Source organism: Streptomyces sp. NBC_01707 (genome assembly GCF_041438805.1).
Classification (GTDB): Bacteria; Actinomycetota; Actinomycetes; order Streptomycetales; family Streptomycetaceae; genus Streptomyces.
This window is the reverse complement of record NZ_CP109190.1, coordinates 5,267,340-5,281,713: the sequence shown is the minus strand read 5'-3', so window position 1 is coordinate 5,281,713 and position 14,374 is coordinate 5,267,340. Positions and strand designations below refer to the sequence as shown.

Sequence of the window (14,374 nt, the reverse complement as noted above, 5' to 3'; positions counted from 1 at the left end):
GCACGACTCGACCGCAGTCACCGCTCGGCGCCCGCCATGCGGTGGCCGCCGAGCTCGGTGCAGGCACGCCGCACGTGAGGAAGAGGTGTCGCGATGCCGTCGCGCATCCGCGCTTCGGACCACCTCTCTTCGTGCTTCAGTGGAGTGATTCCTGCCATGAACGTTTCCCGCATCGCCCTCGTCGGCGGCGTCGCCGCGTCCACCGTGCTGATCCTTGCCGGTACGGCATCCGCGCACGTCAGCGTGCAGCCGCAGGGCGAGGCCGCCAAGGGCGGCTACGCGACGATCAACTTCAAGGTCCCGAACGAGCGCGACGACTCCTCGACGACCAAGCTCGAGGTCAACTTCCCGACCGACCACCCGCTCGCTTCCGTGATGCCGCAGCCGGTGCCCGGCTGGAAGATCGTCGTCACCAAGAGCAAGCTCGCCAAGCCGCTCGAGATCCACGGCAACAAGATCGACGAAGCGGTCTCCAAGGTCACCTGGTCCGCCGAGGGCAGCAAGAACGACCTCGGCATCCGCCCGGGCCAGTTCCAGCAGTTCCCGCTCTCCGTCGGCCAGCTCCCCGAGGACGCCGACCAGCTGGTGTTCAAGGCCATCCAGACGTACGACAACAAGGACGTCGTCCGCTGGATCGAGGAGCAGAAGGACGGCGCCGAGGAGCCCGAGAGCCCGGCACCGGTTCTCAAGCTGACCGCCGCGACCACCGACGAGCACGGCGCCGCCGCCGACAAGGCCGGTGCGGCGGGCCCCGACCAGAAGAAGGACGAACACACCGAGGCGTCGTCCGCGTCGTCCTCCTCCAGTGACACCACGGCCCGCGTCCTCGGCATCGTCGGCATCCTCATCGGCGCCGCCGGGGTGGCCTTCGGCGTCCTGGCCGGCCGTCGACGCACCGCCTGACCCTCCGGCCCCACCGAATCACCGACCCACCAGGAATCAGCAATCCATGCGTAAGAAAACGGTGCTGGCCGCGGCGTTCGTCGCCGCGGCCGCTCTCACCCTGTCGGCCTGCGGCAGCAGCGACGACGCCGACAAGCCCCTCGCGGACGTCTCCGCCCAGGCGAAGACGCAGGCCGCGACGTTGCTCGACCAGCCGTTCACCAAGCCCGACCTCGTCCTGACCGACACCCATGGCAAGAAGTACGACCTGCGCGAGCGGACCAAGGGCAAGCCGACGCTCATCTACTTCGGCTACACCAACTGCCCCGACGTCTGCCCGCTCATCATGAGCAACATCGCCATCGCCAAGAAGTCCCTGCCCAAGGCCGACCAGGACAAGCTCCAGGTCGTCTTCGTCACCACCGACCCCGAACGGGACACCCCGTCCTCGCTGGGCAGCTGGCTCAGAGCCCAGGACGCCTCCTTCATCGGTCTCACCGGCGACTTCCCGACCATCCAGGCGGGCGCACGCCAGATCGGCATCGGCATCGACCCGCCGAAGAAGGAGAAGGACGGCACAGTCGTCTCGATGCACGGGTCGCAGGTCATCGCTTTCTCCCCGAAGACCGACAAGGGGTACGTGCTGTACAGCGAGGACACCACGCCCGACGACTACACCAAGGACCTCCCCAAGATCATCAAGGGGGAGAACCCGTGAACCGCCGCACCGTCCTCGCCGGCGTCGTCGCCCTCACCACCGGGCTGACGCTGGCGGGGTGCTCGGCCTCGGGCGACAAGCCCGAACTGAAGGTGACCGGTGCGTTCATGCCACAGCCCGTCAACGACATGGCGGCCGGCTTCCTCGTCGTGCAGAACAGCGGCGACAGCTCCGACCGGCTCACTTCGGTCACCAGCCCGCTCTCCGACGACGTCACGATCCACCGCACGACGAACCAGACGATGCGCATGGTGACGTCCTTCGAGGTGCCCGCGGGCGGCGCGCTGGACCTGGAGCGCGGCGGCAACCACATCATGTTCATGAAACTGAAGCAGCGGCCCAGGCAGGGCGAGAAGGTGTCCGTCGAGCTGCACTTCGAGAAGGCCGACCCCATAAAGGTCGACCTTCCCGTGAAGGAGACCACCTACAACCCGAAGAAGCAGTGAGGGACTGACACTCCATGACAGCCACCGCCCCGCCCTTCGGGCCCACCCCGTCCATGTCCCCGATGCGCCGACCGCTCGCCGCTGCCGCACTCCTCGCCGTATTCGTCGGCACGGTGTTCGGCCTGCTGCTGGGCGGCGCCGGACCGGCATCCGCGCACGCCGCGCTCACCGGGAGCGATCCACAGGACGGGGCGGTGGTCGCCACCGCCCCCAAGGAGGTCACGCTCACCTTCTCCGAACAGGTCGCCATGGGTGACGGATCCGTCCGGGTACTGGACCCGAGCGGCAAACGCGCCGATACCGGTGCGGAACCACGCGATCTGCACACCGGCTCCACCGTGAAGTACGGCGTCCCGCTGCACGCGGGGCTGCCCGACGGCACGTACACCGTGGCCTGGCAGGCCGTCTCCGCGGACAGCCACCCGGTCTCCGGCGCCTTCACCTTCTCCATCGGCGCCCCGTCCAAGACGACCGTCGCCGTGCCGACGGACCAGGCCGGAGGCGGCCTGGTCGGCACGCTCTACGGCATCGCACGCTACGCCGCATACGCCGGCTTCATCCTGCTGGCCGGTGGCGCCGCCTTCGTACTGGCCTGCTGGCAGCGCGGGGCGAGCGCCCGCCCGCTGCAGCACCTGGTCGTACGCGGCTGGATGACGCTCACCACGGCCACCCTGGTCATGCTTCTGCTGCGCAACCCGTACACCGGCTCCGGAAAGCTCGCGGACATCTTCGACCTGGACGGCCTGAAAGCCGTGCTCGACACCAAGCCGGGGGCCGCGCTGGTCTCCCGACTGCTGCTGCTCGGCGCCTCCGCGCTCTTCATCGCCGTGCTGTTCGGGGCGTACGCGAAGCGTGAGGACGAGCGGGAGAAGAAGGACCTGACCTTCGGGCTGGCCATCGGCGGCGCGGTCATCGCCGCCGGGATCGCCGGGACATGGGCGCTGGCCGAACACGCCTCGACCGGCATCCAGCCCGGCATCGCGATGCCCGTCGACGTACTGCACCTGCTGGCCGTCGCCACCTGGCTGGGCGGCCTGGCCGCGCTGCTGGTCGCGCTGTACCGGACGCCGGACATCGAAGTCACGGCGGTACACCGCTTCTCCCGTATCGCGTTCGGCAGCGTACTGGTGCTCACCGCGACCGGGCTCTATCAGTCCTGGCGGCAGGTCGGCTCCTGGTCCGCGCTGACCGGTACCCGGTACGGGCAACTGCTGCTCGTGAAGGTGGGGCTCGTCGCCCTCCTGGTCGGGGTCGCCTGGATCTCGCGGCGGTGGACGGCTCGCCTGGCCGCGGACACGACAGAGGCGCAGGGCGCGGGCGCCGGCACCGCTGACGCCACGACCGCGGTGGAGACCGAGCCGGTGACTGTGCCCGGGAATCCCGCACGGGCCGCCCAACTCGCCCGGCAGAAGGCCGCCGTGGCGACCGCCACGAAGAAGCGGATACGCGACGCCGACCCCGATCGGTCCGGGCTCCGCCGCTCGGTGCTGGCGGAAGTCGGTGTCGCGGTGGTGCTGTTGGCCGTGACGACCGTGCTGACCTCGACCGAGCCGGGACGGACCGAGGAGGAAGCGGCCCGCACCTCGACGGCTGCATCCGCGCCCACGACCGCGGGCCCCATCGCGGTGAGCCTGCCGTTCGACACCGGCGGCCGGAACGGCAAGGGGACGGTCCGGATGGACATCGACCCCGGTCGTACCGGCGCCAACGGGCTCCACATCTGGATCGACGGCCCCGACGGACAGCCCATGGACGTCCCCGAGGTGAAGCTCGCCTTCACCCTCGCGTCCAAGGACATCGGTCCGCTGCCCGTCGTCCCCGACCGGCTCACCGAGGGGCACTGGACGGCGAGCGGCGTCCAGATCCCGATGGCGGGCAACTGGAAGATGGCGGTGACCGTGCGTACGTCGGACATCGATCAGACCACCATCGCCAAGAACGTGAAGATCGGCTGAGCGGGATCATGAGCGGAACCAGCATGAGCAGCGCGAACAGCAAGCGCGGCTCGAACAACAAGAGCGGTACGGGCAACGCGAACAGCAAGCCCGGCACGGACGCCGGAGCCGAAGCCGCCACGGGGGACCTCTCCCGGCGACGGCTGCTCGGCGGTGTCGGCGCGGCCGGCGCGGCCGGACTGGTGCTGGGCGCGGCGGGCGGCGCGACAGGTTACGCCGCGACCCGCTCCGACGAGCCGACCGCGCTGACGACGATCGGCACGGCCCGGGCCATGTTTCACGGGAAACATCAACCGGGGATCACCACTCCGCTTCAGGCGCGCGGTCATCTCGTCGCGTTCGATCTGGCACCCGGCGCGGGACGGAAGGAAGCCGCCGCCCTGATGCGCCGATGGTCCGCCGTGGCCCAGCGGCTGATGGCCGGCGAACCCACCGCCGGCGGCAGTGCGGACGGCACGACACACGACACCGGGATCGCGCTGGACGCCGGGCCGTCCTCGCTGACCGTCACCTTCGGCTTCGGGCACACCTTCTTCGAACGCACGGGCCTGGTAGCCCATCGGCCGCCGGGGCTGGACCCGCTGCCGCCGTTCTCCTCCGACCGGCTCGACCCCAAGCGCTCGGGCGGCGATCTCTGGGTGCAGATCGGTGCCGACGACGCCCTCGTCGCCTTCCACGCATTGCGCGCCATCCAGAAGGAGTCCACCCCGGCGGCCAGGGTGCGCTGGCAGATGAACGGCTTCAACCGCACCCCCGGCGCCACGGCCGAGCCGATGACCGCCCGCAACCTGATGGGCCAGATCGACGGCACCGGCAACCCGAAACCGTCGGAGAGCGACTTCGACCGTCGCATCTTCGTCCCGTCGCACACGGCGGAGGGCGACGACGCGAAATACGGCTGGCTGGCCGGTGGCTCCTACGCAGTCGTGCGCCGGATCAGGATGCTGCTCGACGACTGGGAGAAGCTCCCGCTGGACCGGCAGGAGCGGGTCATAGGGCGGCGCAAGACGGACGGTGCACCGTTGAGCGGTGGCACCGAGACCACCGAGATGGACCTCGACAAGGCGGGGCCCGACGGCAAGCTGCTGATCCCGGACAACGCCCACGCCCGGATCTCCTCCCCCGAGAGGAACAGCGGCGCGGCGATGCTGCGGCGCCCCTTCTCGTACCACGACGGCATCGCGACGGACGGCACTCCGGACGCCGGGCTGCTGTTCATCTGCTGGCAGGCGGACCCGCTGAAGGGGTTCGTGCCGGTACAGCGCAAGCTCGACCGGGGAGACGCGCTGTCGCCGTTCGTCCGGCACGAGGCGAGCGGCCTGTTCGCGGTGCCGGGCGGCGCGGCGGAAGGGGAGTACGTGGGTCAGCGGCTGCTGGAGTCGTGAGCCACCGCGGCGCATTAGGGTGACGGTATGTCCGCCACGCGCTACGCCTATCTCGGTCCCGAAGGCACCTTCACCGAGGTCGCCCTCCGTACGCTCCCGGAAGCCGCCACCCGGGAACTCGTCCCGATGGTCTCCGTGCCGGCGGCTCTGGACGCGGTACGCAGCGGAGCTGCCGCGGCAGCCCTCGTACCGATCGAGAACTCCGTCGAGGGCGGCATCACCGCGACCCTCGACGAGCTGACGACCGGCGAACCGCTGATGATCTACCGCGAGGTGCTGCTCTCCATCACCTTCGCGCTGCTCGTACGGCCCGGCACCAAGCTGTCCGACATCAAGACGGTCACCGCGCACCCGGCCGCGCAGCCACAGGTGCGCAACTGGATGGCGGCCCATCTACCGGAGGCCCTGTGGGAGTCGGCCGCGTCCAACGCGGACGGTGCACGGCTGGTGCAGGAGGGGCGGTACGACGCCGCCTTCGCCGGTGAGTTCGCGGCGGCGACATACGGTCTCGAACCGCTGGTGACGGAGATCCACGACGCGGAGAACGCGCAGACCCGCTTCGTCCTGGTGGGCCGTCCGGCCCGGCCGGCGGCGCCGACCGGTGCGGACAAGACGTCGGTGGTCATCTGGCTGGGCGACGACCACCCCGGTGCGCTGCTCGAGCTCCTCCAGGAGTTCATGGTGCGGGGGGTGAACCTGATGCTGATCCAGTCACGGCCGACGGGTGCGGGCATCGGGAACTACTGCTTCGCAGTGGACGCCGAGGGGCACATCGCGGACCGCAGGGTCGGCGAGGCGTTGATGGGTCTGAAGCGGATCTGCCCGAAGGTGCGGTTCCTCGGTTCGTATCCGCGGGCCGGAGTGGCGCCGGAGGACGTGCGGCCGCTGCGCGCGGGGACGTCGGACACGGACTTCACGGACGCCTCGGACTGGCTGGCCCGGAATCAGGACGGCCGGGCCTGACTGTCGGGGCCAAGGGTCGCGATTGACGGTCGGTCCGAGAGTCGGGTTCGAAGGTCGGCGTCGAGGGTCGTGGTTGGTCCTCGTGCCGCGGTGGTGTGCACCCACCACCGCTGCTATCACCTGATTTTCACAACCCACAGAGTTATCCACAGGGCTGGTTCTCGACCTGGGGACAAGTCGACACCCCAATACGACATGGTCGACAAATCGCTCCAGTCACCCCACACCCCTCCACAGAGCCGCAGGTCGGCCTGTGTCACCTCAATTCCATTGATCAACTCTTTAGGACGAGGAATTCCCACCCGAATGAGTGTGTGAAGCGAGTTTGAACAGGGAATCCATGAGCCTTCATGCGGCTTTCGGAATGATCTCTTCCTGTGTCCACAGATCTTCTTCACAGCCTGTGGATAACTTCGGAGGGTCACCGCCCCCTGTGGACAAGCGACCTCCAACTCCCGCCCCACGCAAGGTCGGTGCGTCAAGAACGGAAGCCCCTTAATACCCCATTTAGGGGAATAGGAGCTCTTTATTTGACGGCCAAGATCGACTACGGCCGTCGAGCGTTCCCCAGCATTGCTAATTCCGACAATTCGGGCAAAGTGACACGCTCGGCAATATCGGTTCGAGCTATGGAAGCGCACACCGGTAGCCTGGAGAGGTGATTGACCTTCGCCTGCTCCGTGAGGACCCCGACCGTGTTCGCGCCTCCCAGCGCGCCCGTGGAGAGGACGTCGCGCTCGTCGACGCCCTTCTCTCCGCCGACGAACGGCGCAGGTCGTCCGGTGTCCGCTTCGACGAACTCCGCTCCGAGCAGAAAGCGCTCGGCAAGCTCATCCCCAAGGCTTCGCCCGAGGAGCGCACCGAGCTGCTCAAGAAGGCCGAGCAGCTGAAGGCCGACGTCAAGGCCGCCGACGCGGAACAGGACGAGGCGGACGCGGAGGCCAAGAGCCTGCTGCTGCAGCTCGGCAACATCGTCCACGAGGACGTGCCGGTCGGCGGCGAGGAGGACTTCGTCGTTCTCGAGACGCACGGCACCATCCGTGACTTCGGTGCCGAGGGCTTCGAGCCCAAGGACCACCTGGAGCTCGGCGAGGCACTCGGCGCCATCGACGTGGAGCGCGGCGCCAAGGTCTCCGGCTCGCGCTTCTACTACCTCACGGGTGTCGGCGCGCTGCTGGAGCTCGCCCTCGTCAACGCTGCGATCGCGCAGGCCACCGAGGCCGGGTTCATCCCGATGCTGACGCCGGCGCTTGTTCGCCCGCGCGCCATGGAGGGCACCGGATTCCTCGGCCAGGCCGCGGAGAACGTGTACCACCTGGAGAAGGACGACTACTACCTGGTCGGCACCTCCGAGGTCCCGCTCGCCGCGTACCACATGGACGAAATCATCGACGCGGACAAGCTGCCGCTGCGGTACGCCGGCTTTTCGCCGTGCTTCCGCCGCGAGGCCGGTACGTACGGCAAGGACACCCGGGGCATCTTCCGGGTTCACCAGTTCGACAAGGTCGAGATGTTCTCGTACGTCGACCCGGCGGACGCCGAGGCCGAGCACCGGCGTCTCCTCGACTGGGAGAAGCAGTGGCTCACCGGTCTTGAGCTGCCGTTCCAGGTGATCGATGTGGCCACCGGCGACCTGGGGTCCTCGGCCTCCCGGAAGTTCGACTGCGAGGCGTGGATCCCCACCCAGGGCAAGTACCGCGAGCTGACGTCCGCGTCGAACTGCGACGGTTTCCAGGCGCGTCGCCTCTCCGTCCGGATGCGCGAGGGCAAGAAGGTTCAGCCGCTCTCCACCCTGAACGGCACGCTCTGCGCCGTACCGCGCACCATTGTGGCGATCCTGGAGAACCACCAGCTGGCCGACGGTTCGGTGCGGGTGCCCGAGATGCTCCGTCCGTACCTGGGCGGGCGTGAGGTTCTGGAGCCGGTCGCCAAGTGACCTTCCCCTACAAACTCGTTGCGACCGACCTCGACGGCACGCTGCTGCGTAACGACGACACGGTCTCCGAGCGCACCCGCGAGGCACTGGCCGCCGTGACAGCGGCCGGTGCCGCGCACATCATCGTCACCGGACGGGCTGTCCCGTGGACCCGCCACATCCTGGACGACCTGGGCTACAACGGGATCGCGGTCTGCGGTCAGGGCGCGCAGGTCTACCACGCGGGCGAGCACAAGCTGCTGACCTCGCTGACTCTGGACCGGCAGCTCGCCGGTCTCGCGCTGTCCAAGATCGAGGCGGAGGTCGGCCCGCTGGCGCTGGCGGCGAGCCGCGACGGACTCGACGGCGAGGTGCTGGTCGGTCCCGGCTACCGGGTACAGGAAGGACCGCTTCCGGCCGTCTTCGTGGAGGACGCGACCGAGATGTGGTCCGCACCGCTGAACAAGGTCTACATCCAGCATCCGGCACTCGACGACGACGCTCTGGCGAAGGCCGCGCGCGGGGCCGTCGGCAGCCTGGTGGACGTGGTCATGGCAGGACCCGGTGTGGTGGAGATCCTGCCGCTGGGGCTGAGCAAGGCGACCGGGCTCTCGCTGGCAGCGCGCCGGCTGGGCGTGAAGGCGGCGGACACGCTCGCCTTCGGTGACATGCCGAACGACATCCCGATGTTCGCCTGGGCGCAGCACAGTGTGGCGATGGCCAACGCGCACGACGACCTGAAGGCCGTGGCACACGAGATCACCGCGTCGAACGAGGACGACGGCATCGCAGTGGTGCTGGAACAACTGCTCTAGGGATCCTTGCCGGTCGCACAGACGCACGGGTGCGTGGACGACTTGGCCGTTCCGGCTGGGCTGACGCAACTGTGCGGAGGATGCGCGGATCGAACGCGCGCGGGGTCCAGGCCCCGACGACGGCTTAGCAAGCCGCTGCCTTACCACTCGGCCAATCCTCCGGGAGGGCGGCCGCGCGATGTGCGCAGAAGGGCCGCCCCGGGCCTCCCGCTGCGAGCGGCTCGGCGGAGTGAGGTGATGGTTACTCCGGCGCCTGCTCCGGGCTGCCCCGATGGGAACTCGACGGACTCGGACTCTCGGTCATCGTCGCGCTCCTCTCCCGGTCTGTGGAATTCCTGTCGGCCTGTGCCGCACCGACAACTGTGCCTGGGGCGGACTTTCGATGCCACCCATTTTTTCCGGGTGGCACCGAAGGTCCGCGATCAGCAGTCGGATCAACGCTGCCTGTTGCGGCGGCTCAGATCCTTCAGGTTGCAGGCGAGATCATCCATCCGGCCATCGATGCGGACGATGTCCTCGGACATGTGGCCCAGTCGTACGCTCATGGCGCCGACGACCTGGTGCGTGGCGTCCAGCCGACGGTCGAGGCTGTCGAGCCGGTGCGAGATCCGGTTGAGGACCGGTTAAGGACCGGCCCGAGCTCCTGGAGAGCGATGCCGACTCCGGCGAGGCAGCTCTCGACCCGGGTGACGCGATGTTCGAGCGAGGCGTGCCCCGCACGCAGGTCCTGCTCGGCGTCGAGCAGGTAGGTGCGGACGCATCGGGCGATGTCGCTGTCGCGAAGAAGCATCGCGACATTGAGCACGGTCCTGCGGGTGTGCAGCCGGAGCTGAGTGGCTGCTTGTGGATAACTTTCTGGCCCTTCCCTCCCCTTCTCCTTCCATGGCGACAGGATGTCACTATGGAAGGAGCGCAGTTCAGGGCCCCGCAGTACCCGCATGCCGTTCTCCGTGAGCTCGTCCTGATACCGGTCGGTGAGTCTTCTGACGGCGGTTGTGGATACTTCGACGTAGCGGGCCACGCCCTCTGTGCGGATGTGAATTCCGTCCGGGAGCATGACAAGGCTTTTGACTTTGTCGAACGTCGACGCGCCCCATCTGCTCGACGCGCAGTGCGCGCGATTCGAGCAGGGCGACTTCCGTGGGCAGGGACATGCCTTCCGGTGGTGAAACCGACGCAGGGCAGCCCTGTCCCCGGGCTTCAGAGGCGGAGGCCGCTCACGGTTGCCACTCACCCAATGACCGGCCCGGCGGGTGTTCCCTCGCCGGCATCGGCAATCCCCTATTTCACGAACGCTACGACGCCACGGATTCCGGTTGCCTCCACGCATCCTGAACAACGAGCCGATAAACGGACAGTTACGCGTACGACTGTCCGCTCATGCGGCAACCCCCGCCCACCGGACGGGGGTTGCCGCCTTCGAGATGCGAAGGGAATCCGACGGGCTCCCGCTCACTCCTCGCCGGCGAGCTTCAGCGTGCGCAGCTTCTGGCCCGCGTACCAGGTGGCGAGCACCGTGACCGCCGCCAGCAGGACTGTCGCGAGCGGCAGTCCGACGTCGGAGGTGATCGCACCTTCCCCGCCGACCTTCTGCGCGAGCGCGAGCGACCACTGCTGCACGCTGAGCGTGCGCGCTCCGGGTACGAAGCTGCCGAAGAGGGCCTCCCAGACCAGCGCGTAGACCAGACCGAGGACCACTGCGTGCCTGCTGACCGTGCCGAGCAGCAGGAAGAGCGCGCTGTACGCGATCGAGGCGACCAGCGCCGCGATCGTGTACGCCACCGCGATCTGCTGGCCGTTGCCATTGAGGATCAGGCCCGCGACGAATGTCGGCAGGGCGGAGAAGACCATGGTCACTGCGATCGCCACGATCAGCTTGGTGAAGATGATCGTCGGCCGTTTCACCGGCTTGGCCAGCAGATAGACGATCGATCCGTCGTCGATCTCCGGTCCGATGGCCCCCGTACCGGCGATCACGCCGATCAACGGCACCATTGTGGCGATGGCGAAACCGCCCAGCACATTGGCGGCGACCTGGTCATCGGCCCCGGCGAACATCCGTACCGCCACGGCGATGACGATCAGCAGCGCGGGCAGGACGAAGAGGATCGCGGCCCGGCGCCGGCCGAGCAGGGCCCGGTAGGTGAGCCGGGCGACTGTGGGGTTGTACATGACGCTTCACAGCTCCTTTCAGGCCGTTGCTCAGGCCGCTACGAGATAGGAAAAGACCGATTCGAGGGACTCGTCGGACGGTGAGACGGTCAGCAGACGGATGCCGTGTTCACGCGCGACCTTCGGGAGCAGCGTGGTGAATCGTCCGAAGTCGACCGCCTGGATGCGCAGGGCCTGTTCGCCCAGGTCGACCTCGATCCCGGCCGTCGACGGGTCGGCGATGAGCGCGGCAGCGAGTGCGCGGTCGTCGCTGGACCGTACGAGATAGCGGTGCGGGCGGTCCGTCATCAGCCGGCGGATCTTCCGGAAGTCACCGGACGCCGCATGCCGTCCGGCCACGATCACCTCGATGTGCGAGGCGAGTTGCTCGACCTCTTCGAGGATGTGGGAGGAGAACAGGACCGTACGGCCTTCGGCGCCCATCCGCCGCAGCAGTTCCATCAGCTGCATCCGCTGCCGCGGGTCCATCCCGTTGAACGGCTCGTCGAGGAGCAGCACCGACGGCTCGTGGACCAGCGCGGACGCCATCTTCACGCGCTGGCGCATGCCCTTGCTGTACGTGGAGATCTTGCGGTCCTGCGCGTATTCCATCTCGACCGTGGCCAGCGCCTTGCGCGCCGCCGCATCACCGAGTCCGTGCAGTTCCGCATTGGCGACGACGAATTCGCGGCCGGTGAGGAAGTCGTACATCCCCTCCCGCTCCGGCACGATGCCGATCTGCCGGTACACCGCCTCGTTGCGCCAGATCAGTGCGCCGTCGAGCGTGACCTTGCCCGTCGACGGAGCAAGGAACCCCGCCATCATGTTGATCAGCGTGGACTTCCCTGCCCCGTTGGGGCCGAGCAGCCCGGTCACACCGGGGCCCACGGTCATGCTGACGTCGTTGACGGCGACCACATTGCCGAACCAGCGCGAGGTGTGGTCGATCTCGATGGTGGTCACAGCCCGACCCTCCGGTAGCGGCGCATCAGTACGGCGTACGAGCCGGCGACAAGCGCGAGAACAACGATCAGATACACCACACCTGCCCCGGCGCCCGGTCCTTCCCCTCCGGGGAAGGCGGAGGTGGCATCGAGGAACGCGGTCTGGACGCCGCCGATCAGCGTGATGGGCGAGAAGAGCCCCAGCCACTGCACCGCGCCCGACGAGCCCGTCTCCCAGGCGATGGCCTGGACCGTGGAGACCGCTCCGAACGAGATGGTCAGGACGGCGATCACCGCCGCGACACCGAAGCCGCGGCGCGGTGTCAGTGCGGCGACGACCAGACCGAGCCCGGCGAAGAGCACGGAGAGCAGCGCCACCGACGCCACTCCCTGCCCGAACCACTTGGTCTGGTCGGCGAAGTCGAACTTCGCCAGCAGGGCGCCCACGTACATCACCAGCAGCGGCGCCACGGTCAGGATGAACAGGGCGGATGCCATGGCGGCGTACTTGGCGACGACATAGTCGGCCCGCTCGATGGGCCGCGAGAAGTAGAGGGGGACACTCTTGAAACGGAGGTCCCGGGAAACGGACTGCGGCGCCTGCGAAGCGATGAACAGGCCGATGACGGCCTGCAGATAGATCGCAAAGTCCGTGTACTTCATCGCGAGTTTCGTCGCGTCGGGGGCGGCCATGGCGACGGCCACGATGATCAGGGCGACCAGGCACATCACACCGAAGAGCAGCATCGGCAGCACCTTGGACTTGACTGAACGACCCAGTCCGAAGGAGCCCCGCAGGGACTGCGAGTAGAGCGAGCGGCGGGCATAGGCGCGGCCCAGGCGCGGGCCGTCGTAGGAGCGGTACCCGATGTTGTGGATCCGGGAGGTCTCGTTCCCGGTCACGGCCCCGGTCTCAGTGCTCATCGTGACCGCTCCCCTTCTGCTGTGCGGCGCCGGCCAGGGCTGTCTCCGCTGCCTCTGTGGTGCCTTCGGTACGGAAGACCTCGGCGATGTGGTGGCGTCGCTGTTCCATCCGTACGAGTCCGAGTCCGAGCCCGGCGACGCTGTCGCGGACGACGTCGTACGTCTCCTCGCCGGTGGCCTCGATCAACAGGATGTGCCCGGCGCCGGGCAGACTGTCGGCCTCGATCCCGTCGCGGCCCACGAGCCTGACCCCGGCCGCCGTCAGCGCCCGGCGCAGCGCGTCTGTGCCGTCCGGGTGGGTGTCGCTGTCGGTGACCTCGACCGCGAGGGTCGTGGTGGTCTGGGTGAAATCGCTGGTGGAGCTGGACCGCAGCAGCGCGCCGCCGTCGATGACGACGACATGGTCACAGGTACGCTCCAGCTCGCCCAGGAGGTGCGAGGTCACCAGGACCGAGATGCCGAAGTCGGTGTGGATGCGGCGGATCAGGCCGAGCATCTCGTCCCGCCCGACCGGGTCCAGTCCGTTGGTCGGCTCGTCGAGGAGGACCAGTTGCGGGTCGTGGACCAGCGCCTGAGCCAGCTTCACACGCTGCTTCATACCGGTCGAGTAGCCACCGATGGGGCGGTAGCGCTCCTCGTACAGCCCCACATGGCGCAGGGTGTCGGCGGTGCGCTCGCGCGCCGCCGTCGGCGGCAGGCCGGACATCCGCGCCATGTGGACGACGAACTCGGTGGCCGAGACGTCCGGCGGCAGGCAGTCGTGCTCGGGCATGTAGCCGACCCGTTCCCGGATGGCGGCGCCACTGGTGGCGACGTCCAGCCCGAGCACCGCGGCCCGGCCTTCGGTGGCGGGGGACAGACCCAGCAGGATCTTGATCAGTGTGGACTTGCCGGCTCCATTGGCACCCACCAGGCCGGTTACACCGGGCCCGATGTCCAGGGAGAGCCGGTCAAGGGCGGTCACCCGGGGGAACCGCTTGCTCAGGCTTTCGGTTGCGATCACAGTCACGTACTCGAAGGTAGTGGCGCGGGCCACATCGGTCGTCAGACCAGGCGGTTGGATCCGCATCAGACTCCAGTCGTACGGACCCGTAGGGGGACCTCACGGAGGAGGACGGCCGAGCGCGACGAAAACTGGGGCGAGGGAGGACAGAGGGACGAAGGCCGGCGGTGGGGTCGGGGGGCGGGGTCGGGGGCGGGCCGATGCGGGTGCTCCTGGAGTTGTCCACAGGTCTGCGCACACCCCTTGACGTAGCCGCTGAGCATTGTCACATTC

General features: G+C 68.3%; 13 protein-coding genes, 1 tRNA gene and 1 pseudogene. 8 read left to right on the top strand and 7 right to left on the bottom strand.

Annotated elements, in window-relative coordinates:
- Nucleotides 1–17 precede the first annotated feature (17 nt).
- The gene (locus OG963_RS23735) at nt 18–158 is read right to left on the bottom strand and encodes a hypothetical protein (protein WP_176902186.1); all 141 of its coding nucleotides are present in this window, start codon (nt 156–158) and stop codon (nt 18–20) included.
- Here OG963_RS23735 and OG963_RS23730 point away from each other — a divergent pair.
- The 8 genes from OG963_RS23730 (at nt 157) to OG963_RS23695 (ending at nt 9,079) form a co-directional block, all read left to right on the top strand.
- On the top strand, nt 157–903 hold the full coding sequence (locus OG963_RS23730) for a YcnI family protein (RefSeq protein WP_093773915.1): 747 nt from the start codon (nt 157–159) through the stop codon (nt 901–903). The two genes, OG963_RS23735 and OG963_RS23730, sit on opposite strands and share 2 nt — an antisense overlap.
- Nucleotides 904–949: 46 nt before the next feature.
- Nucleotides 950–1,600, top strand: coding sequence for an SCO family protein (locus OG963_RS23725; protein ID WP_093930964.1), 651 nt, complete (start codon nt 950–952; stop codon nt 1,598–1,600).
- Complete coding sequence (locus OG963_RS23720; RefSeq protein WP_371799415.1) at nt 1,597–2,046, top strand: copper chaperone PCu(A)C; 450 nt, start codon at nt 1,597–1,599, stop codon at nt 2,044–2,046. The genes OG963_RS23725 and OG963_RS23720 overlap by 4 nt, the downstream gene beginning before the upstream one ends.
- Nucleotides 2,047–2,060: 14 nt before the next feature.
- Nucleotides 2,061–4,001, top strand: coding sequence for a copper resistance CopC/CopD family protein (locus tag OG963_RS23715; protein ID WP_093930965.1), 1,941 nt, complete (start codon nt 2,061–2,063; stop codon nt 3,999–4,001).
- A 23-nt stretch (nt 4,002–4,024) separates the two neighbouring features.
- Entirely contained in the window at nt 4,025–5,386 is a 1,362-nt protein-coding gene (gene efeB / locus OG963_RS23710) for an iron uptake transporter deferrochelatase/peroxidase subunit (RefSeq protein ID WP_093773909.1), read from the top strand.
- Nucleotides 5,387–5,413: 27 nt separating this feature from the next.
- Entirely contained in the window at nt 5,414–6,349 is a 936-nt protein-coding gene (gene pheA / locus OG963_RS23705) for a prephenate dehydratase (protein WP_093773907.1), read from the top strand.
- A 658-nt stretch (nt 6,350–7,007) separates the two neighbouring features.
- Nucleotides 7,008–8,285 carry a serine--tRNA ligase gene (serS, locus tag OG963_RS23700; protein WP_030929924.1) on the top strand — a complete coding sequence of 426 codons (1,278 nt, stop codon included), beginning with the start codon at nt 7,008–7,010 and terminating at the stop codon, nt 8,283–8,285.
- Nucleotides 8,282–9,079, top strand: a complete 798-nt coding sequence (locus OG963_RS23695; protein WP_030929926.1) for an HAD family hydrolase — start codon at nt 8,282–8,284, stop codon at nt 9,077–9,079. The genes serS and OG963_RS23695 overlap by 4 nt, the downstream gene beginning before the upstream one ends.
- 74 nt (nt 9,080–9,153) lie before the next feature.
- On the opposite strand, the gene OG963_RS23690 is transcribed toward OG963_RS23695, so the two are convergent.
- The 6 genes and pseudogenes from OG963_RS23690 to OG963_RS23665 all read right to left on the bottom strand — a co-directional run bounded on the left by OG963_RS23690 (nt 9,154) and on the right by OG963_RS23665 (nt 14,062).
- Nucleotides 9,154–9,240, bottom strand: a tRNA-Ser gene (locus tag OG963_RS23690).
- A 273-nt stretch (nt 9,241–9,513) separates the two neighbouring features.
- Nucleotides 9,514–10,227: pseudogene (locus OG963_RS23685) on the bottom strand (hypothetical protein).
- 304 nt (nt 10,228–10,531) lie between these two features.
- The gene (locus tag OG963_RS23680) at nt 10,532–11,251 is read right to left on the bottom strand and encodes an ABC transporter permease (protein ID WP_030929931.1); all 720 of its coding nucleotides are present in this window, start codon (nt 11,249–11,251) and stop codon (nt 10,532–10,534) included.
- A 30-nt stretch (nt 11,252–11,281) separates the two neighbouring features.
- Nucleotides 11,282–12,193: an ABC transporter ATP-binding protein gene (locus OG963_RS23675; protein WP_030929934.1), complete on the bottom strand. Its 912-nt coding sequence runs from the start codon at nt 12,191–12,193 to the stop codon at nt 11,282–11,284.
- Nucleotides 12,190–13,098, bottom strand: coding sequence for an ABC transporter permease (locus OG963_RS23670; protein ID WP_030929936.1), 909 nt, complete (start codon nt 13,096–13,098; stop codon nt 12,190–12,192). Before OG963_RS23670 ends, OG963_RS23675 begins: the two co-directional genes overlap by 4 nt.
- Nucleotides 13,088–14,062 carry an ABC transporter ATP-binding protein gene (locus OG963_RS23665; protein WP_030929939.1) on the bottom strand — a complete coding sequence of 325 codons (975 nt, stop codon included), beginning with the start codon at nt 14,060–14,062 and terminating at the stop codon, nt 13,088–13,090. The genes OG963_RS23670 and OG963_RS23665 overlap by 11 nt, the downstream gene beginning before the upstream one ends.
- Between the last annotated feature and the right edge of the window lie 312 nt (nt 14,063–14,374).

What these genes read in the sequence shown, in the direction of transcription:
- OG963_RS23730 (WP_093773915.1), top strand. Translation starts at nt 157, where the DNA reads ATGAACGTTTCCCGCATCGCCCTCGTCGGCGGCGTCGCCGCGTCCACC.
- OG963_RS23735 (WP_176902186.1), bottom strand. Translation starts at nt 158, where the DNA reads ATGGCAGGAATCACTCCACTGAAGCACGAAGAGAGGTGGTCCGAAGCG.
- OG963_RS23725 (WP_093930964.1), top strand. Translation starts at nt 950, where the DNA reads ATGCGTAAGAAAACGGTGCTGGCCGCGGCGTTCGTCGCCGCGGCCGCT.
- OG963_RS23715 (WP_093930965.1), top strand. Translation starts at nt 2,061, where the DNA reads ATGACAGCCACCGCCCCGCCCTTCGGGCCCACCCCGTCCATGTCCCCG.
- efeB (WP_093773909.1), top strand. Translation starts at nt 4,025, where the DNA reads ATGAGCAGCGCGAACAGCAAGCGCGGCTCGAACAACAAGAGCGGTACG.
- pheA (WP_093773907.1), top strand. Translation starts at nt 5,414, where the DNA reads ATGTCCGCCACGCGCTACGCCTATCTCGGTCCCGAAGGCACCTTCACC.
- OG963_RS23680 (WP_030929931.1), bottom strand. Translation starts at nt 11,251, where the DNA reads ATGTACAACCCCACAGTCGCCCGGCTCACCTACCGGGCCCTGCTCGGC.
- OG963_RS23670 (WP_030929936.1), bottom strand. Translation starts at nt 13,098, where the DNA reads ATGAGCACTGAGACCGGGGCCGTGACCGGGAACGAGACCTCCCGGATC.